The following is a 22,838-nucleotide window of genomic DNA, read 5'->3' on the forward strand; positions in this document are numbered from 1 at the left end:
CGCGTCGACACGCCGAAGCTGCCGAAGGAACGCCGGATTCACTACAAAGGGTGACCGAAAAGACGCGACACCCGGCCAGAAGCCCGTAACGGCCCGCTGGGCGCTCACGCCGCGTGAGCGGGGCATGCTCCCCGGGGCAGCGGGTAGTCGCAGGATTCGCCGACCCCGGCGTGCGGCCGGGGGGCGGAACGACCGCGGCGAGAGGCCGAGGAAGGAGCTCCCGATGGCCCACGGTGTGCCGGGCGCCGGTTCGGAGGAGTACCGGATCGCCCACTTCCGAGAGCACCTCGCGCGCGGTGAAACCGCGGAGCTGGGCGTGCGGGTGGAGCTGCACGGCGGAGCGGTGACCCTGACCGGCACGGTGACGACGGCGGATCGCCGGGACGAGATCCTTCGGCTCGCGCGAACCGAGCTCGCCGGCCTGACCGTCCATGAGGACGTGGTCGTCGCCTGCGCGGACGCCCCCGATCAGTACGAGGAGCTGTCGTGACCATCCCCTCGAACCCCTCGAACCCGGGCGTCCGGGTGGCGGCCGTCGGTGACATCCATCTGGGCCCCGACTCCCGGGGCACGCTCCGCCCGGCCTTCGCGACCCTGCACGAGTCCGCCGATGTGCTCCTGCTCGCCGGAGACCTGACCCGGCACGGCACCGTGGCCGAGGCGGAGGTGGTGGCGAGCGAGGTGGAGGGCGTCGGGATCCCGGTCGTGGCGGTGCTGGGCAACCACGACTACCACTCGGGTGAGGAGGCCGCGGTGACCCGCACGCTGGCCGAGGCCGGTGTCTCGGTCCTCGAAGGCGACGCCGTACGACTCGACGTGGCGGGGATCAGCACCGGCATCGCCGGCGCCAAGGGGTTCTGCGGCGGGTTCGCGGGGCGCAGCGCGGGCGAGTTCGGGGAGCCGGAGATGAAGGCCTTCGTGCGCACCGCCCGGCACAGCGCGCAGCGCCTGCGCAAGGCCCTTGCCGAACTGAGGGCGGAGGAGTGTGCGGTACGCATCGCCCTCACGCACTTCTCGCCGGTACCGGACACGCTGGCGGGCGAGCCGGTCGAGCTCTACCCCTTCCTCGGGAGCTACCTGCTCGCGGAGGCCATCGACGAGGAGGGCGCCGACCTCGCCGTCCACGGCCATGCCCACCTCGGCACGGAACACGGCATGACCGGCGGAGGTGTCCGCGTCCGTAACGTGGCCCAGCCGGTCCTGGGCCGCGCCTTCGCGCTCTACGTCCTGCATCCCGCGCCGCAGGCACCGCCGGCCACCGGCTTCTGAACCGGCGGCCGAGGAACGGAGGGTTCGTGATGACTGCCGGCACGGCCGGCTCCGCCGTCCCGGAGCCGTACGACGCCACCCCCTTTCTGCCGGCGCGAGGCGGGCTGCCGGCCCATCGGCGCGCCGCCGCGGACTGCCAGGGGTGCCCGCTGCACCGGGACGCCTCGGTGACCGTCTTCGGGAGGGGAAACCCGCACGCCCGCATTCTGCTCGTCGGCGAACAGCCGGGTGATCAGGAGGACCGTGAGGGCGAGCCGTTCGTCGGGCCCGCCGGGCGTCTGCTCTCCAAGGCCCTGCGGGAGGCGCAGATCGACGAGGAGGACACGTACCTCACCAACGCGGTGAAGCACTTCAAGTTCACCGTCAAGGCCCCTGGCAAGCGCCGCATCCACAAGGCGCCCAGTCTGCGCGAGGCGCTCGCCTGCCGCCCCTGGCTGGAGGCCGAGCTGCGGCTCGTCGACCCCGCCGTGGTCGTGGTGCTGGGCGCGACGGCGGGCCGGTCCCTGCTCGGTCCGTCGTTCCGCGTGGGCGCGGAACGGGGAGTGCCGCGGCCGCTGCCCGACGCCGACGGCACCCAGGTCGTCGCCACGGTGCACCCTTCGGCGGTGCTGCGCTCGGACGACCGTGAGGCGGCGTACGCGGGTCTGGTCGCCGATCTCCGCGTCGCGGCGCGCGCCGCCCGATGACGCGGCCCGGCCCGGCCCCCGGGCCACGCAGACCGACGCGGGCCGGCCCGGGCCCGCCATTCGGCGGACGCCGGATATTCGCCAGGGAGGTTTCCGGGAAGGGAGCCCCCACGTCAGTGATCGTCGCAGCACGCACGCACGCAGACACACACGCAGACACACACGCAGAGGAGCGCACTTCGTGGACGGGACCGCGCCGCCGGGCGAGGAGTTCGCCTCTGTCGTCTCCCTCCAGGTGAACGGGACGACCCACACCCTGACCGTCGACCACCGCACGACCCTCCTGGACGCGCTGCGCGAACATCTCGGTCTGACCGGAGCGAAGAAGGGCTGCGACCACGGGCAGTGCGGCGCGTGCACCGTCCTCGTCGGCGGCCGACGCGCCAACAGCTGTCTGCTGCTCGCTGTGGCCTGCGAGGGCGAGAGCGTCACCACGGTGGAGGGCCTGGCCGACGGAGACCGGCTCCATCCGCTCCAGGAGGCGTTCGTCGCCCGGGACGCCCTGCAGTGCGGGTACTGCACTCCGGGGCAGATCTGTTCGGCCGTGGGCCTGCTCGACGAGGCGGCCCACGGGCACCCCTCGCACGTGACGCCGCCCCCGCGCGCCGAGGACGACGAAGCCCACGGCGGCACGGGCACGGGCGGCGGCCCGGTGCCCCTCACCCCGCCGGAGATCAGGGAGCGCATGAGCGGGAACATCTGCCGGTGCGGCGCCTACCCGAACATCGTGGACGCGATCGCGGAGGTGGCGCCGTGAAGCCCTTCGCCTACCTCCGTGCCGAGCGGGCCGAGGACGCTCTCGACGCCTTCGCCACCCGCCCCGGGGCCCAGTTCCTCGCCGGCGGCACCAACCTGATCGATCTGATGAAGCTCGGCGTGACCGCGCCCGCCGCCCTCGTCGACATCGGCCGGCTCCCGCTGGACGGCATCGACGAGACCCCCGAGGGCGGCCTGCTCGTCGGGGCCACCGTGCGCAACAGCGACCTGGCCGCCCACCCGGGCGTCCGCGCCCAGTGGACCGCCCTCTCTCAGGCTCTGCTCGCCGGCGCCTCCCCCCAGCTGCGCAATACGGCGACCACCGGCGGCAATCTGCTCCAGCGCACCCGCTGCCCCTACTTCCAGGACACCTCCAAGCCCTGCAACAAACGGGCGCCCGGCACCGGTTGCCCGGCGCGCGAAGGAGCCCATCGCGATCTCGCGGTGCTCGGCCACTCGCCCCACTGCGTCGCCACGCACCCCTCGGACATGGCCGTCGCGCTGGCGGCGTTCGACGCGCGGGTGCATCTGCTCGGGCCGGAGGGCCCGCGGACGGTGCCGGTCACGGACTTCCACCGGCTCCCCGGCGACCGCCCCGAGCAGGACACGGTGATCCGGCCGGGTGAGCTCATCACCGGGGTCACCCTTCCGCCGCCGCCCGCCGGCGCCCGCAGCGCCTACCGCAAGGCCCGCGACCGCGCCTCGTACGCCTTCGCCCTCGCCTCCGTCGCCGCGGTCCTCCACGTCGAGGACGGTGTCGTCCGGCACGCGGCACTGGCCTTCGGGGGTCTCGCCCACAAGCCCTGGCGCGCCCGCGTCGCCGAGGACCTGCTGACGGGCGCGCCGGCCGGCGAGGAGACGTACGCGCGGGCGGTCGAGGCCGAACTCTCGGCGGCCGAGCCCCTGCGCGACAACGCCTTCAAGGTGCCGCTCGCCCGCAACCTCGCCGTCAGCGTGCTGAACGCTCTCTCCTCGCCCTCCGAAGGAGGCCCGACCCCGTCATGACGTCCGCCTCGGTGCCCCCGGCCGCCGCCGTCCGACGCGACGCCCGGGAGAAGGTGACAGGCGCGGCCCGCTACGCCGCCGAGCACACCCCTCCCGGCTGCGCCCACGCCTGTCCCGTGCCCGCCGCCGTCGCGTGCGGCCGGATCACCGCCGTACACGCCGACGAGGTCCTGCGCATGCCCGGCGTACTCGCGGTGCTCAGCCACGAGAACGCGCCTCGCCTCGGTGATGCCGATGACCCGACGCTCCTGGTGCTCCAGGACGACCGCGTCCCGCACCGCGGCTGGTACGTGGCCGTCGTGGTCGCCGACACCCTCGAGAACGCCCGCGCGGGGGCCGACGCCCTGCGGATCACGTACGCGCCCGAGGAACACGACGTACGGCTCAGCGACGATCACCCCCGTCTCCGTACCCCCGAGGAGGTCAACGGCGGGGAACCGGCCGTGCGGGAACGCGGGGACTTCGACGCGGGCTTCGACGCGTCAGCCGTACGCGTCGACGCGACCTACACCATGACCGCCCTGCACAACCACCCCATGGAACCGCACGCCTCCATCGTGTGGTGGGACGGCGACGACCGGCTGACCGCGCACGATTCGAGCCAGGGATCGGCCACCGTACGGGACACCCTGGCGCAGTTGTTCGGGCTGCCGCGAGCGGGCGTCACCGTCGTCTCCGACTACGTCGGCGGCGGCTTCGGCTCCAAGGGCACCCCCCGGCCGCACGTCGTCCTCGCGGCGATGGCCGCCCGGCACACCGGGCGTCCGGTCAAACTGGCGCTCCCCCGCCGCGAGCTCGCCGCGGTCGTCGGGCACCGCGCCCCCACCTTTCAGCGGGTCCGGATCGGAGCGGGAACCGACGGCGTCATCCGCGCCCTCGCCCACGAGGTCGTCACCCGGACATCGACGGTCAGGGAGTTCGTGGAACAGGCCGCCATCCCCGCCCGCATGATGTACACCTCTCCCCACAGCCGCACAGGCCACCGGGTGGTGGCGCTCGACGTGCCGACTCCGTCGTGGATGCGCGCCCCGGGCGAGGCGTCCGGCATGTACGCCCTCGAGTCGGCCATGGACGAACTCGCCGTCGCCACCGGGATCGACCCGGTGAAGCTGCGGCTGCGCAACGAGCCGGACCGGGAACCCGACAGCGGCAAGCCCTTCAGCAGCAGGAACCTGGCCGGGTGTCTGCGCGAGGGGGCGCGGCGCTTCGGCTGGGAGGGGCGCGACCCGCGGCCGGGCGTCCGCCGTGAGGGGACCGGGTTGCTCGGTACGGGTGTGGCCGCGGCCACCTATCCGGTCCTTGTCAGTCCGTCCACGGCCGAGGTGCACGCCTGGCCGGACGGAGGCTATGTCGTACGGCTCAACGCCACCGACATCGGCACCGGGGCACGGACCGTGCTCGCGCAGATCGCGGCCGAGGCGCTCGGTGCGCAGCTGGAGGCGGTGCGCGTCGACATCGGCAGCACCGAACTGCCCGACGCTCCTCTGGCGGGCGGTTCCTCGGGGACCGCGTCCTGGGGCTGGTCCGTGCACAAGGCCTGCACCGCGCTGGCCGGGAAGCTCCGCGCCCACTCCGGCGCACTGCCGGCCGAGGGGATGTCGGCGTTCGCCGGCACCGAGGAGGAGGTGGCGCAGGAGTCCCTGTACGCCCGCCACGCCTTCGGCGCGCATTTCGCGGAGGTCGAGGTGGACACCGTGACCGGCGAGGTGCGGGTGCGCCGGCTGCTCGGGGTCTACGCCGCGGGCCGCATCCTCAATGCTCGTACCGCGCGCTCCCAGTTCATCGGCGGCATGACGATGGGGCTCGGCATGGCGCTGACGGAGGGCAGCACGATGGATCTGGCCTTCGGGGACCATACGGAGCGCGACCTGGCCTCCTACCACGTCCCCGTCTGCGCCGACGTGCCGGCCGTCGAGGCGCACTGGCTGGAGGAGGAGGACCCCCATCTCAATCCCATGGGCAGCAAGGGCATCGGGGAGATCGGCATCGTGGGGACGGCGGCGGCCATCGCCAACGCCGTCCACCACGCGGTGGGGGTACGGCTCCGGGACCTTCCCCTGACGCCGGACCGGCTCCTGCCGCACCTGCCAACCTGAACTATGGGTTCCGTTTCAGTTGGAACTCGTTGGGCAGCCGCCCCGAGCAGAAAACGACAAACGGAGAAGGGGGTCCGGCGCGATGTCGACAGGAACTCTTCTGGCCATCATCATTCCCATCGCGGTGGTGATCGCCCTGATCGCAGTGGCCGTGGCCCTGGACAGGCGCCGTCGGCACCGGCTGCGTGACCGCTTCGGCCCCGAGTACGACCGTACGGTCGACGACGCCGGTGACAGGCGGGCCGCCGAGCGCGACCTCGAAACCCGCGAGAAGCGCCACGACTCCCTCGACATCCAGCCGCTGCCGAGCGGGGCGAGGGAGCGCTATGCCCAGGAGTGGAGCGGTGTGCAGGAGGAGTTCGTGGACCGGCCGGAGGACGCGGTCCACGACGCGGACCGGCTGGTGACGGCGCTCATGCGGGAGCGCGGCTACCCCACGGAGGGGTACGAGCAGCAGATGCGGGACCTCTCCGTGGAGCACGGCCGCACGCTGGAGCACTACCGGGCCGCCCACGAGGTCAACCAGCTCAGCACGTCGCAGCAGGCCACCACCGAGCAGTTGCGCGGGGCGATGGTGCACTACCGCGTCCTGTTCGACGAACTGCTCTCCAACGGCAACCAGTCGGGCCCGGCACGGGCCTGAACCCGGATGCGGAGGCCAGGAAACAATGCGTGACCACGACATACCCGAGTCGTCCGAGAGCGGCCTGTCGACCGAGGACATCGTCCGGGCCCACGACCGTGGAGCAGCCGAAGAGCCGGGCCCCGAGACACCCCCGCCCATGTACCCGGGCGAGAGCATGGGGACCGCCTCTGGGGCCGGCCCGGAGGACACCACGCCCACGGACGAGGCTCCGGCGGACGAACCACAGACGGAGGAACCACAGACGGAGGAATCCCAGGCAGCCGAACAGGACGGCTCCGAGGCGGACGATTCACCCGCGCTGCTGAACCCGGAGGACGAGGAGGCGTTCCGCACACGCTGGCACGACATCCAGAGCCTGTTCGTCGACGACCCCCGCGAGGCCGTGCACGCGGCCGACGGCCTGGTCGCCGACGTCATGCAGAAGCTCGCCGCCACCTTCGCCGATCACCGGCAGAACCTCGAAGGCCAGTGGAACAAGGGCGAGAGCGACACGGAGAGCCTGCGCCTGGCGTTGCGCCAGTACCGCTCGTTCTTCAACCGCCTGCTCACCACATGACCGCGTCACCGCCCGGGCGCCCGCCGCTCACCGCGGCGGGCGCCCGCGCATTGTGAGGCGCCCGCTCACCGCGCGGGTGCCCTCACATCCGTACACGTTCTCGCTCCCGCGTGCTCGCTGTGATGTCCCCTTCCCGTCAGGCAGGCCCGGAGCCGGATGCCCGTCAGGCTGGCCCGGAGCCGGATGCCCGTCAGGCTGGCCCGCACCCGGACGGGCGGCGCACGCCGACTGGTGTCGGGTGCGCCGCCCGCGTGCGTTCGGTCGTGGAGGCCGGTTGTTTCGGTTACTTGGGGTCGCGATTGAAGATCGATTTGGACCAGAGGTAGCCAAGTGCGGTCAGGGCCAGGCACCAGGCGAGGGCGAGCCAGCCGTTGTGGCCGATCTCGGTACCCAGCAGCAGACCGCGCAGGGTCTCGATGGCGGGTGTGAACGGCTGGTACTCGGCGATCGGCTGGAACCAGCCCGGCATCGTGTCGGCCGGGATGAAGGCACTGGAGATCAGCGGGAGGAGGATCAGCGGCATGGCCATGTTGCTGGCCGCCTCCGGGTTCGGGCTGGCCATCCCCATCCCGACCGCGATCCAGGTGAGCGCCAGGGCGAACAGCGCGAGCAGCCCAAGCGCCGCGAGCCACTCCAGGGCGGTGGCGTCGGTGGAGCGGAAGCCGATGGCCACGGCGACGGCTCCGACGAGGATCAAGCTGGCGAGGACCTGCAGCACGCTGCCGACGACGTGCCCGATGAGCAGAGAGCCACGGTGGATCGCCATGGTGCGGAACCGGGCGATGAGACCCTCGGACATGTCCATCGACACGGAGATCGCGGCTCCGATCACGGTGCTGCCGATCGTCATCATCAACAGGCCCGGGACGAGGTAGGCGATGTAGTCGGAACGGTCCGCGCCGCCGCCACCGATCCCCGCGCTCATCACATCGCCGAAGATGTAGACGAAGAGCAGCAGCAGCATGATCGGGGTCAGCAGCAGATTCAGCGTCATGGACGGATAGCGGCGCGCGTGCAGGAGGTTGCGGCGCAGCATCGTGGTCGAGTCACGTACGGCCAGGGTCAGGGTGCTCATCGGACGGACTCCTTGGACTGGTGGCGGACGGTGCCGGCGGTGAGGGCGAAGAAGACGTCGTCGAGGTCGGGGGTGTGGACGGTCAGTTCGTCGGCCTCGACGCCGGCGGCGTCCAGCCCGTCGAGGAGCGAGCGCAGTTCGCGCTGGCTGCCGTCGCTGGGAATCTGCAGGGCCAGTGCCTCCTCGTCCCGCGTGACCTCGCGCAGGACACCGGCGGCGTTGCGGTAGGCGGCCGGGTCGGTGAAACGGAGCCGGACGTGGCCGCCGGGGACGAGCCGCTTGAGCTCCTCCGCGGTGCCCTCGGCGGCGATCTTCCCGTCGTTGAGGACGGCGATACGGTCGGCGAGCTGATCGGCCTCCTCCAGATACTGGGTAGTGAGGAAGACCGTCACTCCCTCGCCGGTGACCAGGTCGCGGATGATCTGCCACATCGTGTGGCGGGAGCGCGGGTCGAGACCGGTGGTCGGCTCGTCGAGGAAGATGATCCGCGGGTCGCCGACCAGGGTCATGGCGATGTCGAGGCGCCGCTTCATACCGCCCGAGTAGGTCGAGGCGGGCTTCGACGCCGCCTCGGCGAGGTCGAAACGCTCAAGGAGCTGGGCGGCGACCCGCCGGCCCTCGCGCTTGGGCAGGTGGTGCAGGTCGGCCATGAGAAGCATGTTCTCCCTACCGGTGATCAGGCCGTCGACGGCCGAGAACTGACCGGTGACACCGATCGCGGCCCGCACCGCCTGCGGAGTGGCGATCAGGTCATGACCGGCGATCTGCGCCTGGCCTCCGTCGGCGGTGATCAGCGTGGAGAGGATCTTCACAGCGGTGGTCTTACCGGCGCCGTTCGGACCGAGCAGCGCGAACACCGACCCGGCCGGGACCCGCAGATCGATCCCGTCGAGCACGGTCTTGTCACCGTAGGACTTGCGCAGACCGACGGCGGAAATCGCGGCCGGGGACGCGTGGCCGTGGCCGTCCGGCCTGTTCGACGTGGGCATGACAGAAGAAGGCACGGGGCCCTCCATTCGAAGGCTGAAGCGGATGGGGGACGGAACGATTGAGGACGTGCTGCTCAGACGGCCTTGGCGCGGCGGATGTCGATGTTGCCGTGCCGGGTACGGGCACGGACCTTGACGGTGTCCTCCGTCTGCCCCGGGGCGTCGGAGGCGGTGAGCGTGTTGCGGACCTGGCCGGAGCCCGAGTGGACGTCGAGCCAGGCGGCGGTGCCCTCGCGGATGCCGACCTCGATGGCACCGTAGGCGGTCTCCAGCTGCACGGTGCCGCTCGCGACCTCGCCCACCCGCAGGGTGCCGTGGGCGGTGGTGGCGGTGACCGAGGCCTCGGCCCGGCCGATCTCGATGTCACCGTTGGCGCCGCTCACCTTCAGGTCGCCGGTCGCGGCGCCGAGGGTCGTGGTGCCGTGCGAGTTCTTCAGGACGGCGGAGCCGTCGACGAGGCCGACGCGCAGGCTGCCGGAGCTGGTGGTGATCTCGGCGTTGCCCTCGACCCGGTCCACGGTGATCGAGCCGTGCGACGCGGTCAGGTTCAGGGGGCCGGTGGTGTCGAGGCGGACGTCGCCCGACGAAGTCTTCACACGGACCTCGCCGAGCCGGCCCTCTCCGAGCACCTGGGTCCAGGCGCCGGTCAGGTCGATCCGCGAGCCGACGGGCAGTTCGACGGTCACGTCGACGACGCCGGTGCGGCCGAACAGGTTGGACTTGGGTGTCCGGACCGTCAGTGTGCCGCCCGCGTAGGTGACCTCGGTCTGGCCGGCCGTCCGCACGTCCAGGTCCTTCTTCGGGTTGCGCGGCTGCACCTCGACGACGGTGTCGAGGCGGTCGCCCGCGACGAACTGGATGGAACCGGCCTCCACGCGCGCCGTGGCCGAGATCGGTGCGGGAGTGTCGAAAGAAGGCATGGCTGTCCCGTCCTCTTGAGTCTTGGGGACGTCCCCGCTGGTGGGACGTGGTGTGAGTGAAGTGGAGTGGTGCGGTGGCGTGGGTGTGTGATGCGGGCGGGCTGGGCTAGCGCACCCAGCCCGTGATGCTCTGTCCGATGGTCAGGGGCTTCTCCGCCGTACGCGGCGGGGTGCCGCCGCCGACCGCGGCCGACACGGCCCGCACCAGCCATGCGTTGACCGACAGCCCCTCACGGGCCGCGGCCTCCTCGGCGCGCGCCTTGAGGTGGGCCGGGAGGCGGAGGTTGACGCGAGCGGTGCCGCCCTCGTCACCCTCCACGGGAGCCGGGGCCGCGAGCACCTCGGCGGACGCGGCCGGCTCCGCGGGTGCGGCGCCGCCGGTCGACGGCAGCGCCACCACGAAGTCGGGGTCCAGGCCGCGCAGCCGTACATCGACCGAGCCGGGAGCGAGTTCACGGGTGATCTCCGCCGTCGCGGCGGAGAGCACGTTGAGCAGGGTCAGCCGCGCCGCCGACTCCAGAGGAGCAGTGAGCCTCTCGGCCAGCTCGCGCGCTTCGTCTCCGCCGGCCTCGGCGGCCACCGCGAGTTCGCGGCGGAGGGTGTCGACATACGGGGTGAGGTCCATGACGCCATCATGGCGCCATAGTGACGCCAAATGCAAGCCGCGCGGCGACATCCCTGGACCAGCGTCCGGCCGGAGGGCGCTGACCTGCACATACGTACAGGCACTGCACGGGCAGCCCCATGGCGCCGCTCGGGGCCGAGCGCCTTCAGGGGCGCCAACCGCTACCCGCCCATGGGACTGCTAGGAATCGCACGCCATTGCGGCCGCCGTGGCGCCAGCAGCACAGCAGCCTTGGCCTGCGACTTTGCCGTTTACGTCGCGACGTGGAGCACATGACGCCACCCCCGACACCAGAAAGTGGCTCGCAATGGCGCCACGCTTGAGCCAGAATGGCGCCACAAGCGGCACGCCGCACGGCCCCGGTCGAGCGAGTGCCGCACGGGGGTGGGACATCACAACGGGGTGGATCATGGAGACAGCTCAGAGCCGGCAGCAGGCGACACCCGGCGCCTTCACCTCTTTCGCGCGCTTCGTGGTCTGCGGCGGCGGGGTGGGGCTCGCCTCCAGCTTCGCCGTGGCGGCCCTTGCCTCCTGGATTCCCTGGGCCCTGGCCAACGCCCTCATCACGGTGCTCTCCACGCTCCTCGCCACCGAGCTGCACGCCCGTTTCACCTTCGACGTGGGCGGGTGCGCGACCTGGCGTCAGCATGCCCAGTCCGCCGGCTCTGCGGCGGCCGCGTACGTCGTGACCTGCACGGCGATGTTCGCCCTGCAGCAGTTGACGACGGCACCGGGAGCCGTGGTCGAGCAGGCTGTCTACCTGTCGGCCTCCGCGCTCGCGGGCGTCGCACGGTACGCGGTGCTCCGCCTGGTCGTCTTCGCGCGGAACCGACCGCAGGCCGGGGCCACCGCACCGTACGCGAGCGTGCCCTCCCCCTCGGCCTCGAGCAGCCCCAACGAGCTCTGCCATGCCGCCTGACCGTTCCACCGGGAGGCTCGCCGACTACCACCCGTGCGTGCCGCCCCCGGGCTCAGGCCCGGCGGCGGAACGGCAGGCACGCGTTCAGCAGGGGCCCTTGTCCTGACCGGTGCCGCAGATCGGGCCGGGGTCTTCGTAGATGGAGATCAGGAAAAGACCGAACGCGACCAGGACGATCGTGACGCCCAGCGCCCAGTACCTGTTCTGTCGTCGACGGGCGTCCTCGTCGCCGGCGTCACGATCCTCATCGGTCGTCATGATGTCCCCCCAGGAAGGCTTCCGCCGCCGGAAGACCCGCCCGCTGTGCCGAGTCCTCCGCGGATTCTTTCTCGTCCAGGGGGCGTTCACTCCTCCAAGCCCCCGGCCATGTCCATCGGGCCGTCCCTCCATGCCACCGGTAGCAGGTGTCCATAGCCGGGTCGCCCACCCGAACCGCCGAGCCCGGCGAACGGAATAGCGGAATAGCAGGACGCATTCCTTTGCTTTCTTCAAGATGAGCCACATCTCTCGGCCACGCCCTCACCAACCGGGCCCCGACCTGGCCTATCGATGCCGGCACTGCCGTGACTGGGGCACCCTTGTGGCTCTCGACGGCCACGGCCTGATCGTGTGCCCGTACTGCCGGAAGAAGCCCCCTGTCCCTGGAACAGCCGGCTCACATCCGGAAGTACCCGCCCAGTAGACCCGCCGGACACGCGCCCCCTTCCTGACAGGCCGGTGCGCGCCACTTGTGTCGCGCGCGCCGGGCATCGTTGCGACGAGCCCGGGTAAGCGGTCCCTACACACGGCCTGAGGGAGGACAACATGTCCGGACTGATCACACGTCTCAAGCAGTACACCCGCACCCCGCAGGGGCAGCGAGCGGTCGCATCGGTCCGGCGCGCCGCCGCCGACCCGCGCAAGCGCGCCCAGGCGCGCAAGCTGTTCGGGCGGCTGCGCGGGCGCCGGTAACGGGTCGAGGTCGCGAGGGGAGGGACATCGGCATGGCCTGGGAGACGCTGACACGTTGGGAACGAGCCCTGGAGCGGTGGCAGAGGGCTCTCCTCGAAAAGGTCCACCCTCATCAGCCCGTCGAGCTGATCGACGCGCTGCACCACGAGTGCGATCGACACGCCGTGGTGTGCAGCGAGAGTCGCGTCGTCGTCCCGAACGCCTACGAGGTGGAGCTGGACACGGAGGTGCACGAGGAGCTGGTGCGCCAGGGCCGCGGTGACATAGGAGAGGTGCTGACGGACAACCTCGCACGCCACGGACGGCAAAAGGGCTACGAGTGGGCAGGGCCTCTGACCGTACGCATCACCCCGACACCGCTCGCTTTCGGCGATCCGTACCGGGTGCACAGCAGTCCCATGCCCCACGTCCGCGCCGACGCCTTTCCGGCGGAGAGCTGAGACAACACTCCCGGAGAACCCGACGGAACGACGGACCGGTCGACCGGTCGACCGGCCGATCAGACCTGGCCGACCGGCCGAACCGGCCGATCAGACCTGGCCGCCGCAACCGCCTCCGCGTTCACGCCCGACGCAGTGCGGAGCGGCCCGCGAAGCGCGCCGAGTCGCCCAACTCCTCTTCGATCCGGATCAGTTGGTTGTACTTCGCGGTGCGGTCGGAGCGGGAGAGCGAGCCGGTCTTGATCTGACCGCAGCCGGTCGCCACCGCCAGATCCGCGATGGTGGTGTCCTCCGTCTCGCCCGAGCGGTGCGACATGACAGCCGTCCAGCCCGCCTCGTGGGCGGTGGCGACCGCGGCCAGCGCCTCCGTCAGGGTCCCGATCTGATTGACCTTGACGAGGACCGAGTTGCCGACGCCGGTACGAATGCCCTCGCGCAGCAGCGCCTCGTTGGTGCAGAACACGTCGTCACCGGTGAGCTGACAGCGGTCGCCGACGCGGGCGGTCAACTCCCGCCAGCCGTCCAGGTCGTTCTCCGCCATCGGGTCCTCGATGGAGACGATCGGGTAGGCGTCGATGAGCTTGGCCAGGTGGTCGGCGTGCTCGGAGGGGGTGCGGCGCACCCCCTCGCCCGCGTAGTCGTACACCCCGTCGCGGAAGAACTCCGACGACGCCGGGTCCATGACCAGGCCGATGTCCGTGCCGGGGCGGTAGCCGGTGCGCTCGATGGCGGTCATCACGAAGTCGAGCGCCTCCTCGGCGGTACGCAGCGCGGGCGCGAAGCCACCCTCGTCGCCGACGCCCGTGGAGTGCCCGGCGGCCAGCAGATCGCGGCGCAGGGTGTGGAAGACCTCGCTGCCCATGCGGACGGCTTCGGCGAAGGTGTCCGCGCCCACGGGCGCGATCATGAACTCCTGGAAATCCAGCGGATTGTCGGCGTGCGCGCCGCCGTTGACGATGTTCATCATCGGCAGCGGCAGGAGGTGGGCGTCGGCGCCGCCGAGGTAGCGGTAGAGGGGCCGGCGGTGGGCCGCCGCGGCGGCCTTGGCGGCGGCGAGGGAGACGCCGAGGATCGCGTTGGCGCCGAGCCGGGACTTGGTGGCGGTGCCGTCGAGGGCGACCAGTGCGGCGTCGAGACCCGCCTGGTCCGCCGCGTCCCGGCCGCGCACGGACGCCGCGATCTCCCCGTTGACGTGGGCCACCGCGCGGTCGACGCCCTTGCCGTGCCAGCGCGCGGAGTCTCCGTCGCGCAGTTCCACGGCCTCCCGGGCGCCGGTGGAGGCGCCGGAGGGGACCGCCGCGCGTCCCAGTGACCCGTCCGCCAGGACGACGTCGACCTCGACCGTGGGGTTGCCCCGGCTGTCGATGATGCGGCGGGCGGTGACGGTCTCGATGGTGGCGTCGGTGTTCTTGGCGGGTTCGACTGCCTTTGCGGACATGGGAGTTCCTTCCCGTTGTCGTGTGCCGGGGCCCCGGCTGCGACAACGCTGGCGCTGAGCCCGACAACCCCAAACCCTACAGCAATGCTGCTCAGTTTTGCTGTACAGCATGACTGCGCAGCATTGCTGCAGGTCAGGTGCACAGCTTTGCTGTCCACCGCGGTAAAGTGCCTTATGCCCACCCCGGAAGCCGCCGCCATCGCCACCGAACTGCGCACCGCCATGGGCAAGCTCACCCGACGCGTCAAACACGAGGACCGCATCCCCCTGGGCCAGGCCGCCGTGCTCGGTGCGCTCGACCGCAACGGCGCCATGACCACCAGCGACCTCGCCGCCGATCAGCGCGTACGCCCCCAGTCGATGGCCCGGGCGGTGGGGCTTCTCATGGACCAGAACCTGATCACGCGCCGGGCGCACCCCACGGACGGCCGCAAGACGCTGGTCGAGCTGTCGGACGCGGGCCGGGCCGCGCTCGAAGCGGAGCGCGGCCGCAGGGCCGGCTGGCTCGCGCAGGCCATCGAGGCCGAACTCACGGACGAGGAGCGGTCGTTGCTGGCACGGAGCGCCGCCCTGCTGGAGCGGCTCGCCACTCGCTAGTACCCCGACGGGCATCGGTCGGCCTCCCGGGGCGGGCGGGCCCCTTCTGGGTGGAGACTTGCGCGCACGCGTGCACAGAGCACGCGCCTTCACCATCGCAGCGGCCACATCGGTGGCCCTGGGAGCAGGCGTGACCGGCCCCGCGGCGGCCGCACGGACACCACACGCGTCGACGGCAGCCAGCGGATCCCACTCGTCACGGGCGACCGCGTGGTGGTGGACGCCAAGGGCCGAATGGTGGGCTTCGAGTCCGCCGAGGGCCGTGAGCACCTGCCCGTACAGGTGCGGCGCACCGAGGGCCACACACTGGTGGTGTCCAGCGACGCGCAGCGCCTGATCGCCATGGGCAGGCTGGACCAGCGGCGACTCGATGCGAGGCGTACGGCTTCCGTAGCGTTTGGTAGGGAATCTGGCTCGCGAAAGCGTCTGCCCGTTCCGCCTGCGCGTCGACTGGCTGGAAGCGCTGCCCTCCGTCACACTCGGTCAACTGCCCTGAGCAGCACACATGGCCCTTCTCGCACCCTGGTCGTGAGGTAAATCGTGCTCATCAGCCACACCATGCAGGACGACGCGCTGCGCGTGAAACTCCTCCGCGACCTCGACGTCACCACCCGAGCCGCCGCGGCCCTGGCGATCGAAGCCCTTGTCTTCGCCCACCGCCCGAGCCGAGTGCTCGTCGAACTCGCCACGCCGACGCCTTCGCCGGCCTCGCTGAGCGCGATCGCCCGGGCCCGCCGCATGTGCCAGAGCCTCGGCATCCCGATCGCCGCGACGGGTCCAGGAGCTCCCAGCTGGACGTCTCACGAGGCCCCCGGCGCGGAGGCGGAGGCGGAGGCGGAGGCGGAGGCGGAGGCGGAGGCGGAGGCGGAGGCGGAGGCGGAGGCGGAGGCGGAGGCGGAGGCGGAGGCGGAGGCGGCGCATGGTCCATGACCTGCTCCGGGCGGTCGGCGGCCGACTACGCTTGCGCGCCGATGAAGACCGCGTCCTGATCGGTTGGTGCGCCGGGTCCGTACCGCAACCCACCATCACCGTGCACGCCCGCCGTCGGGCGCAGCCGCACGAAACTCAGCGGGTGGCACCACCGCATGTTCGAAGTGCGGTTCGAGGACGGACGTTAAACGACAGCTGCCTCGGGGCGTGGCGTCGCCGGTGTCAGCATCGTGGGATGTCTCGAGCGGGGTCAGCTCCTCCAGGAGCATCCGAAAGCTCCGCGGAGCCCGCTGCCGGGCCACTGCGAACGGAGAGCCCTGTGCACGTACAGAGCCCTCCGCCGTGGCACGTGTACGAGTTCAGTGAAGGTTCAAAGATGGCCTCTACGCTCGTTGGTTCAGCAAGTCGCTGGCAGCCCTGTCCAGCGGGATGTCGTTGCTGAGCGCCTGGTGCCCCAGTGGGCATACATCGGAGGTGTAGCGGTGTGTGACGTTGGTGTGCCAGTCGAGGTTGCCGCGGAGCCAATGTCCCAGGGACTTCGCCCACTGATGTACGAGGTCTTGCTCGTCGTGGGAGAGGCGCAGATCGTCGCTGCGTCGTTGACGGCCATGGTGTGGTCGGGGACCAGGACGCGCAGGGTGGTGAGGGCTGCGGAGTTGAGGATGTTGTCTGGCAGGTAGATGCCGGCCAGGTGCTCGGCGAGGCGGGTGAGCGAATGCGGAGATGAACGGGTCGGTGCTGTGGACGAGGTCTGCATCGTCGCGGTCGAGGACGTCAATGAGCTGGCGGACGGTCGGCTCAATGGTCTCAGGGTCGTCCGAGCCGAGGTGGTCGTCGATCTGGATGGTGCAGAAAACCCAGTCACAGAAGAGGTTGAGACGGGGGCCCGCGCAGTGCGGGGGCTACGCGCGCGGCATAGAGATCCAGGCGCATGGCTTCCACATAGCGCGCTGGGCGGGAGTGGTGATGATGCCCGCGTGGGTGAGCCAGTTCAGGGAGTGAGAACGGGCCTGTTCGACATCAGGGCTGACGGCAGGTGCGATCGGGCACCAAAAGCGGCCCTCGTCCGCAGCCGTCTGCGTCTGGCTGGCTGGCTGGCAGGGATCGCGGAGGTCTGCGTCGACCCCTCTGCTGAGGGCGAACCGGTAGGTGTTTCCCGGACCTGGTGAGTACTCAGGGGCGGCGAACGAACACCGGATTTTAGTGGTCACTACCCGACGTCCACATGGCGGCATCCGCGTCCGGAAAAGAACGTGGGAGAAACCGGTCGCCATGCCAGCTCGGACATGATCAATGATGGTCACTGCTTGGCCAATTGGCCACGTCGTCGCTGAGACGTGTACGTCAGCGGGGTCACTCATTCCGGTGTCGCCTGACCTGACCGCTGCCCTACCCCCTCCGTAGAACGCTGGTAGGCCGGGGCTGACGTCAGGGTGCTGCCAGGTCGTCGGCTGTGCGCGGCCCAGGCACGGGCGAGGCGGCTGGTCAGCTCGGCGAGGGTGGCCTCGGAGTACAAGAACGGGATCCTGATGTGATCCGAGTGGCCTGGCTCGCCGGGTACCACCTCTACGCCTTCCCTCAGTGCCAGCTGCGCGAACTCCCGGCCGTCAGCGTTCGGTAGCCGTACCCACAGCGCCGAGCCGCCGTCCGGGGTCCGCCAGCGCCACTCCGGCAGCCGGGCGCGCAGCAGACTCTCCAGTTGGGCGAGCTGCGTCTGCGCCTGGGTCGGTCCTGCGGGGGGCCTGCGGAGCAGCCGGACGGCAAGCGCCTGATCGATCACCGGGCTGCCCAGGTCAGCGATGGCTTTGAGCTGGGCGAGGCGGTCGATGATGGGCGCCGCGGCGCGGACCCAGCCGACCCGCAACCCGGCCCAGACTCTCTTGGTCAGCGAGTCGACGGTGAGGACCGTCGCGCCGGGCGGAGCGTATGCCGCCAGAGGGGCCGGGACAGTTCCGCCAAGAGGCGTGCAGTAGGCGTTGTCCTCCAGGACGGGCACGCCGTGCTGGGCGGCCAGTTCCCCGATCCGCCGTCGCCGGGACTCCGTCATCATCGTGCCGGTCGGATTGTGGAAGCTGGGCATCAGGTACGCCAGGCTCGGATGCCCGGCGAAGGCCTGTGCGACGGCGTCCACCCGCGGGCCTTCCTCGTCCAGGGGCACGGGGGCCAGCCGGGCGCCCGCCGCACGGAAGGTGTCCAGGCAGCCGGGCCAGCCCGGGGACTCCACGACCACGGTGGACCGGCGGCGCAGGAACAGACCGGTCACCAGGCTGATCGCCTGAGTGGCCCCGGTGGTCACCAGGATCTGCCCCGGATCGGTGGGCAGACCCTCGGCGGTGTACCCGCCCGCGATCGCCTCACGGAGGGACGGCAGGCCGCGGGGGTGGTATCCGCCGGCTGCCACCAGCCCCGGCAGGTCCTCCGCCGCGACGGCCGCCAGCTCGGCCGCCAGGTCGCCCGGCACGGCCCCGCCCGCCCCGGCCAGGGAGATGAGCCCGGCCGGCCCGGCGGCGAGCCTGCGCACCACGGCGGCCGTGCTGGCCGGGGCCCCGGCCCAGGCGGGAGGGCGTGGCGCCACCCGGCTGCCGCTGCCCCGGCGGCTGTCCAGCACGCCACGTTCGCGGAGCAGGCCGTAGGCGGCGGCGATGGTCGCGCGGCTGACCTGCAGCCCCCGGGCCAGATCCCGTTCGGCCGGCAGCCGCTCGCCGGACGCCACATCCCCGGCGTCCACGGCGGCCAGCAGCGCCTCGGCCAGCCCGCGGTACAGCGGGCCCGCACCGTCGGCCCAGTCGCCGAGGATCTCGGCCAGCTCGGGCGCCGTCCAAACCCGGTCCACTTCACTCCTCATTGGCTCGGGCGGCGGGAGGTCCGCCGGACAAGACTCAGTCTCATGATCACATCTGATACGGCCCGGCTGCGGGCGGTCACCGACTTGATGGCGGCGGTCACCCGCACCGACGCGGGGCGGCACGAGTACGACGGAGTGGTGCAGGACCTGTCCGCGGACGGGGTGCGGCGCGGCCTGGCCGCGCTGGGCGGGCCCGGTGGGCCGGCGGCCGACGACCACGACCACGACCACGACCAGCGGCAGCTCGCCGCGGCGGAACAAGCTATGCGGGTGCGTTTCGGGGAGTTGGAACTGCACCGGTACGACCCGGCCGTCCACTTGGACAACCTGGATGTGGCCTGTTACGAGCGCGAGTACGCCCCGGCCGCCGAACGCGCCGTGGCCCGCCGGGCGCACCTGATGGCCTGGCCGGACGCGGTGGACGCCGCGATCGAGGTCCTCGATCGGGTGCCCGCGCCGCTCGCCGAGGCCGGGCTGGGCGCGGCGCGGCGGCTCGTCGGCCACCTGACCGCCCTGCCCGCCCTGGATGCCGATGAGGTCGCCGACCGCCAGGCCGTCGAGGCCGCCCATACCGCGCTGCACCGGCTCTTCACCCACCTCGGGCGCCTGGCCCGGACCGGCGACCCGAACCCGGCGCTGGGCGGCGCGGCCCTGGCCCGCCTCGCCTCCGCCACCGAAGGCTGCGAGGTGGATCTGACCGCACTCGCCGCCCGCGCGGAAACCGAACGGGACACCTGGCGGGCCCGCCTCACCGAGGCCTGCTCACGAATCGACCCCAACGCGCCGACAGCGGAGGTGATCCGGCGGATCCAGGCGGACCACCCTGGCCCGCAAGGGGTGCTGGGTCTGGCCGCCGAGCTGGTCGAGGAGACGACCGCGTGGACGGCCGAGCGCGGACTCGTACCCCACCTCGACGGCGAGTGCCTGGTCGGACAGACCACACCCACCCAGGGGTACCAGGTGGCCACCATGACCGGCGCCGCGCCGTACGAGCCGGACGGGCCGAGCTGGTTCAGGGTCACGCTGCCCGGCCCGGACTGGACGGACGATCGCCGCGCGCAGTGGCTGGCGCTGTACAACCGGACGGGCCTGGCGAACATCGCCCTGCACGAGGCGGCGCCCGGCCACTTCTCCCACGGCCGCGCGCTGCGCCGGGCGACGGGAGACATCCGCCGCACCTTGCAGTCGCCGGCCTTCGTCGAGGGCTGGGCGCACTACTGCGAGCAGCTGGCCGCCGAGGAGGGCTTCCGGGACGGCGATCCGGCCTTCGTGGTCAGCGTGGCCCGTGACGCCCTGCTGCGGATCACCCGGCTGGCAGGTGTGATCGGAGTGCAGACGGGCGCGATGACGCCGGCGGACGTCCGACACCGGTTCACAGCCGACGTCCACCTGGACGGCCCGGCCGCGGAGATGGCCGCGTACCGGCTGCTGCGCGACCCGATGACCATGTCGTACACCTGGGGGAAGTTGGCAATCCTCGACCTGCGGGACCGGGCACGCCGGCGGTGGGGCCCCGAGTTCGACCTGGGCCGCTTCCACGCCGCGATGCTCGCCCTCGGGGCGCCGCCGCTCGGCCTGCTCGGCTCCGCGCTGGACGGGGGCTGAGATGTGGGTCTTCCTGCTGGCGTCGGCGGCGCTGATCGTGGTGCCCGGGCCGAACATGGTCTACATCCTGACGCGCGGCGCCGCGCATGGCCGTAAGGCTGGGCTGGTCTCGGCGCTCGGAGTGGAGGCCGGGACGCTCGTGCACGTCGGACTGGCCGTGGGCGGGGCGGCCACGGTGCTGGCCGCGTCACCGACGGCCTTCGCCGTGCTCCGCTGGACAGGAGTCGCCTATCTCGCCTACCTCGGCGTCCGCGCCCTGCTCAGCCGGGCCCCGGCCACGGACGGCCCGGCACCGCCCGCCTCGATGTGGCGGATGTTCCGCGACGGACTGCTGGTCAATGTGCTCAATCCCAAGGTGGCGCTGTTCTTCCTCGCCTTCCTGCCTCAGTTCGCCGACAGCACGGGGCGACTGCTGGTCCTGGGCGCGACATTCTTCGCCCTGGCCCTGGCCGCCGACGTCTGCTACGCCCTGGTCGGCGCAGCGCTGGGCGGCCGGCCCGGACACCGCTCCCGCTGGCCCGGCATGGTGTACCTGGCACTGGCCGGGTACATGGCCCTGGTGTCCTGAACCGCCTTGCGCCAGTGCGGCGGCACCAACGTGTCGTCGGCGTGCTGGAGCGCTGATCCTCCTCGACCGGGCCTGTCCTTCAGGCTGCACGTACGTCCCTGGAGCTGGGCCGTGCAACGACAGTTGATCTTGAGCGGTGGGATGGCCGCCGCGAATCGTTCCAACGGCACGTCCAGGCACATGGTGCTCTGGTGGGTCCCCGCCGGGCGCCTTCCGACCGTCGGCGAGGCTCTGGAGCGGCGTGGTGGATCTGCGGGCGCACGGACCGTCCCCGCGCGCGTTCACCTTCGCCTCCTCCTGCACCGCGGCGGAGGCCACCCAGCACCTTGAGGCCGTGCCGCAGATGCAGCCCGAGCGGGCCGGTCGGAGCGCGCGGCTCAGTGTCGTTGCAAACAGACCGGGATCGCGGAGGCTTGGCTTGCTCAGCGCCTCGTACACCACGGACGCGGTTCAGGGTCAGTGGCGGCCCATGAGCCGTGTCGGGATAGGCTCACCGGCCGTGACGAAGATCAAGTTCGCCCGGACGGCGACCACGACAGCGGCCACCCTCGCCCTCCTCGGCGCCACGGCACCAGTGCCCGCCCAGGCGGACGGTGGCACGCCCGCCCCTGCCGTGACGACCGGTGCCCTGTTCAACGACCCCACCAGCACCGACCCCGCACGGACCGACGCGATACCCGCGCACCTTGCCCGGCTCATCGACGGCGCGGTTCCCGGGTCCGACATCATGATTTCCACGTACGTGTTCGGCTCCAAGTGGGTGGTGGAGCGGCTGAACGCGGCACACCTGCGCGGGGTGAACGTTCAGGTCGTCCTGGACAGCGAGACCCGCCGGCACTGGGAGGGCGGTCCGATGTACGACCTGCTCGCCGCCGGGCTCGCGAAGAACACGGCCGGCTCGGGCGACTCCTGGGTGCGCCTGTGCGCCGACAAGCAGGCGTGCCTGGCGAAGGACCCGAACCCGGCGGACGGCTGGCCCAGCGTCAACCACAACAAGTTCTACCTCTTCTCCCGGACCACGGGCAGCGCCACCGCCACCGTGCCGGTGGACGACGTGGTCGTGCAGTCCTCGGCGAACATGACCACCTGGGACCGGCGGAAGTCCTGGAACGACGCCCTGACAGTGGCCGACAACCCGGCCCTTTACGGCGCCTACGCCGCCTACTTCAAGCGTCAGGCCGAGGCACAGGCGGACCCGTCCAAGCAGGTCTCCGACGTGCTGATGGACACCCAGGCGGGACGGGCCAAGGCCTACTTCTTCCCCCGTTCGACCACGGACGTCATCGTCAACATCCTCAGCATGGTGGACGATCCGGTTGACGGGAAGCCGGCCTGCCACGGAAACGACACCGGTTACGGCACCACCGATGGCCGCACGGTGATCCGCGTCGCGATGCACGGGATCACCCGCCCGGAAGTCGCGCAGAAGCTGTGGGACCTGGACGACGCGGGCTGCTACGTGGACGTCGTGTACCGCGACCTCGACGCGTCGGGGACCGTGGTCGAGCAGATTCTCAACAAGCCCACCCGGTACGGAGGTATCGGCCTGCACAAGCTGGACGACGCGGCGGGCGGTACGCACACCGCCACCCACACCAAGTACCTACTCATCGAGGGCACCTACAAGGCCATGAAGAACCAGAAGATCGTCTTCACCGGCAGTCACCCCTACACCAAGTCAGGCCTGATCGGTAACGACGAAGCCCTCCTGAAGTGGGACGACTCCACGGGCCCTGAGCACCCCATCGCCTCTGTGTACGACGCCTACCGGGAGAACTTCCGCACCCAGCGCGCCGTCGCGGACGCGCAGAACACGCAGCCGCAGCCCTAGGTGTATTGATCACGAGCGTTGTTAACGCTGCCTGGTCTTGATCATGGCGAAGACCTCCGGTGTGGTGGAGGTGTCTAGGCTTCACCGCACA

The 22,838-nt window shown here is 71.4% G+C and carries 24 protein-coding genes; 17 read left to right on the forward strand and 7 right to left on the reverse strand.

The genetic code is table 11. The features are described from left to right. Positions 1-223 precede the first annotated feature (223 nt). From ACFYV5_RS32410 to ACFYV5_RS32445, 8 genes are all read left to right on the forward strand, one after another. On the forward strand, positions 224-490 hold the full coding sequence (locus ACFYV5_RS32410; RefSeq protein WP_355114923.1) for a BON domain-containing protein: 267 nt from the start codon (positions 224-226) through the stop codon (positions 488-490). After that, on the forward strand, positions 487-1,269 hold the full coding sequence (locus ACFYV5_RS32415) for a metallophosphoesterase (protein WP_355114925.1): 783 nt from the start codon (positions 487-489) through the stop codon (positions 1,267-1,269). The genes ACFYV5_RS32410 and ACFYV5_RS32415 overlap by 4 nt, the downstream gene beginning before the upstream one ends. Positions 1,270-1,298: 29 nt before the next feature. Next, entirely contained in the window at positions 1,299-1,955 is a 657-nt protein-coding gene (locus ACFYV5_RS32420) for a UdgX family uracil-DNA binding protein (RefSeq protein WP_389174492.1), read from the forward strand. Positions 1,956-2,136: 181 nt separating this feature from the next. Beyond that, complete coding sequence (locus tag ACFYV5_RS32425; RefSeq protein ID WP_389174495.1) at positions 2,137-2,712, forward strand: 2Fe-2S iron-sulfur cluster-binding protein; 576 nt, start codon at positions 2,137-2,139, stop codon at positions 2,710-2,712. Continuing rightward, a complete protein-coding gene (locus ACFYV5_RS32430) occupies positions 2,709-3,716 on the forward strand; it encodes an FAD binding domain-containing protein (protein ID WP_389174498.1) in 1,008 nt (335 codons plus the stop codon). The genes ACFYV5_RS32425 and ACFYV5_RS32430 overlap by 4 nt, the downstream gene beginning before the upstream one ends. Beyond that, positions 3,713-5,812 (forward strand): xanthine dehydrogenase family protein molybdopterin-binding subunit, encoded by a 2,100-nt coding sequence (locus ACFYV5_RS32435; RefSeq protein ID WP_389174501.1) that lies wholly within the window; start codon positions 3,713-3,715, stop codon positions 5,810-5,812. The genes ACFYV5_RS32430 and ACFYV5_RS32435 overlap by 4 nt, the downstream gene beginning before the upstream one ends. A gap of 82 nt (positions 5,813-5,894) precedes the next feature. After that, entirely contained in the window at positions 5,895-6,455 is a 561-nt protein-coding gene (locus ACFYV5_RS32440; protein ID WP_389174504.1) for a hypothetical protein, read from the forward strand. A gap of 25 nt (positions 6,456-6,480) precedes the next feature. Then, positions 6,481-7,014, forward strand: a complete 534-nt coding sequence (locus tag ACFYV5_RS32445) for a hypothetical protein (RefSeq protein ID WP_389174507.1) — start codon at positions 6,481-6,483, stop codon at positions 7,012-7,014. A 283-nt stretch (positions 7,015-7,297) separates the two neighbouring features. Here ACFYV5_RS32445 and ACFYV5_RS32450 read toward each other — a convergent pair whose 3' ends face one another. The 4 genes from ACFYV5_RS32450 to ACFYV5_RS32465 form a co-directional block, all read right to left on the reverse strand. Continuing rightward, positions 7,298-8,089, reverse strand: a complete 792-nt coding sequence (locus ACFYV5_RS32450) for an ABC transporter permease (protein ID WP_389174510.1) — start codon at positions 8,087-8,089, stop codon at positions 7,298-7,300. After that, a complete protein-coding gene (locus ACFYV5_RS32455; RefSeq protein WP_389174551.1) occupies positions 8,086-9,078 on the reverse strand; it encodes an ATP-binding cassette domain-containing protein in 993 nt (330 codons plus the stop codon). Before ACFYV5_RS32455 ends, ACFYV5_RS32450 begins: the two co-directional genes overlap by 4 nt. 74 nt (positions 9,079-9,152) lie before the next feature. Then, positions 9,153-9,998, reverse strand: coding sequence for a DUF4097 domain-containing protein (locus tag ACFYV5_RS32460; protein WP_389174513.1), 846 nt, complete (start codon positions 9,996-9,998; stop codon positions 9,153-9,155). Between the two features lie 106 nt (positions 9,999-10,104). Beyond that, positions 10,105-10,623: a toxin-antitoxin system HicB family antitoxin gene (locus ACFYV5_RS32465; RefSeq protein WP_389174516.1), complete on the reverse strand. Its 519-nt coding sequence runs from the start codon at positions 10,621-10,623 to the stop codon at positions 10,105-10,107. A gap of 409 nt (positions 10,624-11,032) precedes the next feature. Between ACFYV5_RS32465 and ACFYV5_RS32470 the strand changes: the two genes are divergently transcribed. Beyond that, a complete protein-coding gene (locus ACFYV5_RS32470) occupies positions 11,033-11,542 on the forward strand; it encodes a hypothetical protein (protein WP_389174519.1) in 510 nt (169 codons plus the stop codon). A gap of 84 nt (positions 11,543-11,626) precedes the next feature. Here ACFYV5_RS32470 and ACFYV5_RS32475 read toward each other — a convergent pair whose 3' ends face one another. Further along, entirely contained in the window at positions 11,627-11,800 is a 174-nt protein-coding gene (locus ACFYV5_RS32475) for a hypothetical protein (RefSeq protein WP_389174521.1), read from the reverse strand. A 546-nt stretch (positions 11,801-12,346) separates the two neighbouring features. Between ACFYV5_RS32475 and ACFYV5_RS32480 the strand changes: the two genes are divergently transcribed. Together ACFYV5_RS32480 and ACFYV5_RS32485 are read left to right on the forward strand one after the other, a co-directional pair. After that, on the forward strand, positions 12,347-12,493 hold the full coding sequence (locus ACFYV5_RS32480) for a hypothetical protein (RefSeq protein ID WP_355114945.1): 147 nt from the start codon (positions 12,347-12,349) through the stop codon (positions 12,491-12,493). Positions 12,494-12,525: 32 nt separating this feature from the next. Continuing rightward, positions 12,526-12,933, forward strand: a complete 408-nt coding sequence (locus tag ACFYV5_RS32485) for a DUF3662 domain-containing protein (protein WP_389174524.1) — start codon at positions 12,526-12,528, stop codon at positions 12,931-12,933. A gap of 121 nt (positions 12,934-13,054) precedes the next feature. On the opposite strand, the gene eno is transcribed toward ACFYV5_RS32485, so the two are convergent. After that, entirely contained in the window at positions 13,055-14,371 is a 1,317-nt protein-coding gene (gene eno, locus ACFYV5_RS32490; protein ID WP_355114947.1) for a phosphopyruvate hydratase, read from the reverse strand. Positions 14,372-14,545: 174 nt separating this feature from the next. Between eno and ACFYV5_RS32495 the strand changes: the two genes are divergently transcribed. Beyond that, entirely contained in the window at positions 14,546-14,968 is a 423-nt protein-coding gene (locus tag ACFYV5_RS32495; RefSeq protein ID WP_355114948.1) for a MarR family transcriptional regulator, read from the forward strand. A gap of 540 nt (positions 14,969-15,508) precedes the next feature. Continuing rightward, the gene (locus ACFYV5_RS32500) at positions 15,509-15,898 is read left to right on the forward strand and encodes a hypothetical protein (protein WP_389174529.1); all 390 of its coding nucleotides are present in this window, start codon (positions 15,509-15,511) and stop codon (positions 15,896-15,898) included. Between the two features lie 1,357 nt (positions 15,899-17,255). Here ACFYV5_RS32500 and ACFYV5_RS32505 read toward each other — a convergent pair. Beyond that, a complete protein-coding gene (locus ACFYV5_RS32505; RefSeq protein ID WP_389174532.1) occupies positions 17,256-18,731 on the reverse strand; it encodes a PLP-dependent aminotransferase family protein in 1,476 nt (491 codons plus the stop codon). A gap of 54 nt (positions 18,732-18,785) precedes the next feature. On the opposite strand from ACFYV5_RS32505, the gene ACFYV5_RS32510 reads away from it, so the two are divergent. The 4 genes from ACFYV5_RS32510 to ACFYV5_RS32525 all read left to right on the forward strand — a co-directional run bounded on the left by ACFYV5_RS32510 (position 18,786) and on the right by ACFYV5_RS32525 (position 22,747). Further along, on the forward strand, positions 18,786-20,348 hold the full coding sequence (locus tag ACFYV5_RS32510) for a DUF885 family protein (RefSeq protein WP_389174535.1): 1,563 nt from the start codon (positions 18,786-18,788) through the stop codon (positions 20,346-20,348). A 1-nt stretch (position 20,349) separates the two neighbouring features. Continuing rightward, complete coding sequence (locus tag ACFYV5_RS32515; RefSeq protein WP_355114953.1) at positions 20,350-20,916, forward strand: LysE family translocator; 567 nt, start codon at positions 20,350-20,352, stop codon at positions 20,914-20,916. 180 nt (positions 20,917-21,096) lie between these two features. Next, positions 21,097-21,246 carry a hypothetical protein gene (locus ACFYV5_RS32520; RefSeq protein ID WP_389174554.1) on the forward strand — a complete coding sequence of 50 codons (150 nt, stop codon included), beginning with the start codon at positions 21,097-21,099 and terminating at the stop codon, positions 21,244-21,246. Positions 21,247-21,415: 169 nt separating this feature from the next. Further along, positions 21,416-22,747, forward strand: a complete 1,332-nt coding sequence (locus tag ACFYV5_RS32525; protein ID WP_389174539.1) for a phospholipase D-like domain-containing protein — start codon at positions 21,416-21,418, stop codon at positions 22,745-22,747. Positions 22,748-22,838: the final 91 nt, after the last annotated feature.

This window comes from Streptomyces sp. NPDC003035, from assembly GCF_042888285.1.
Classification (GTDB): Bacteria; Actinomycetota; Actinomycetes; order Streptomycetales; family Streptomycetaceae; genus Streptomyces.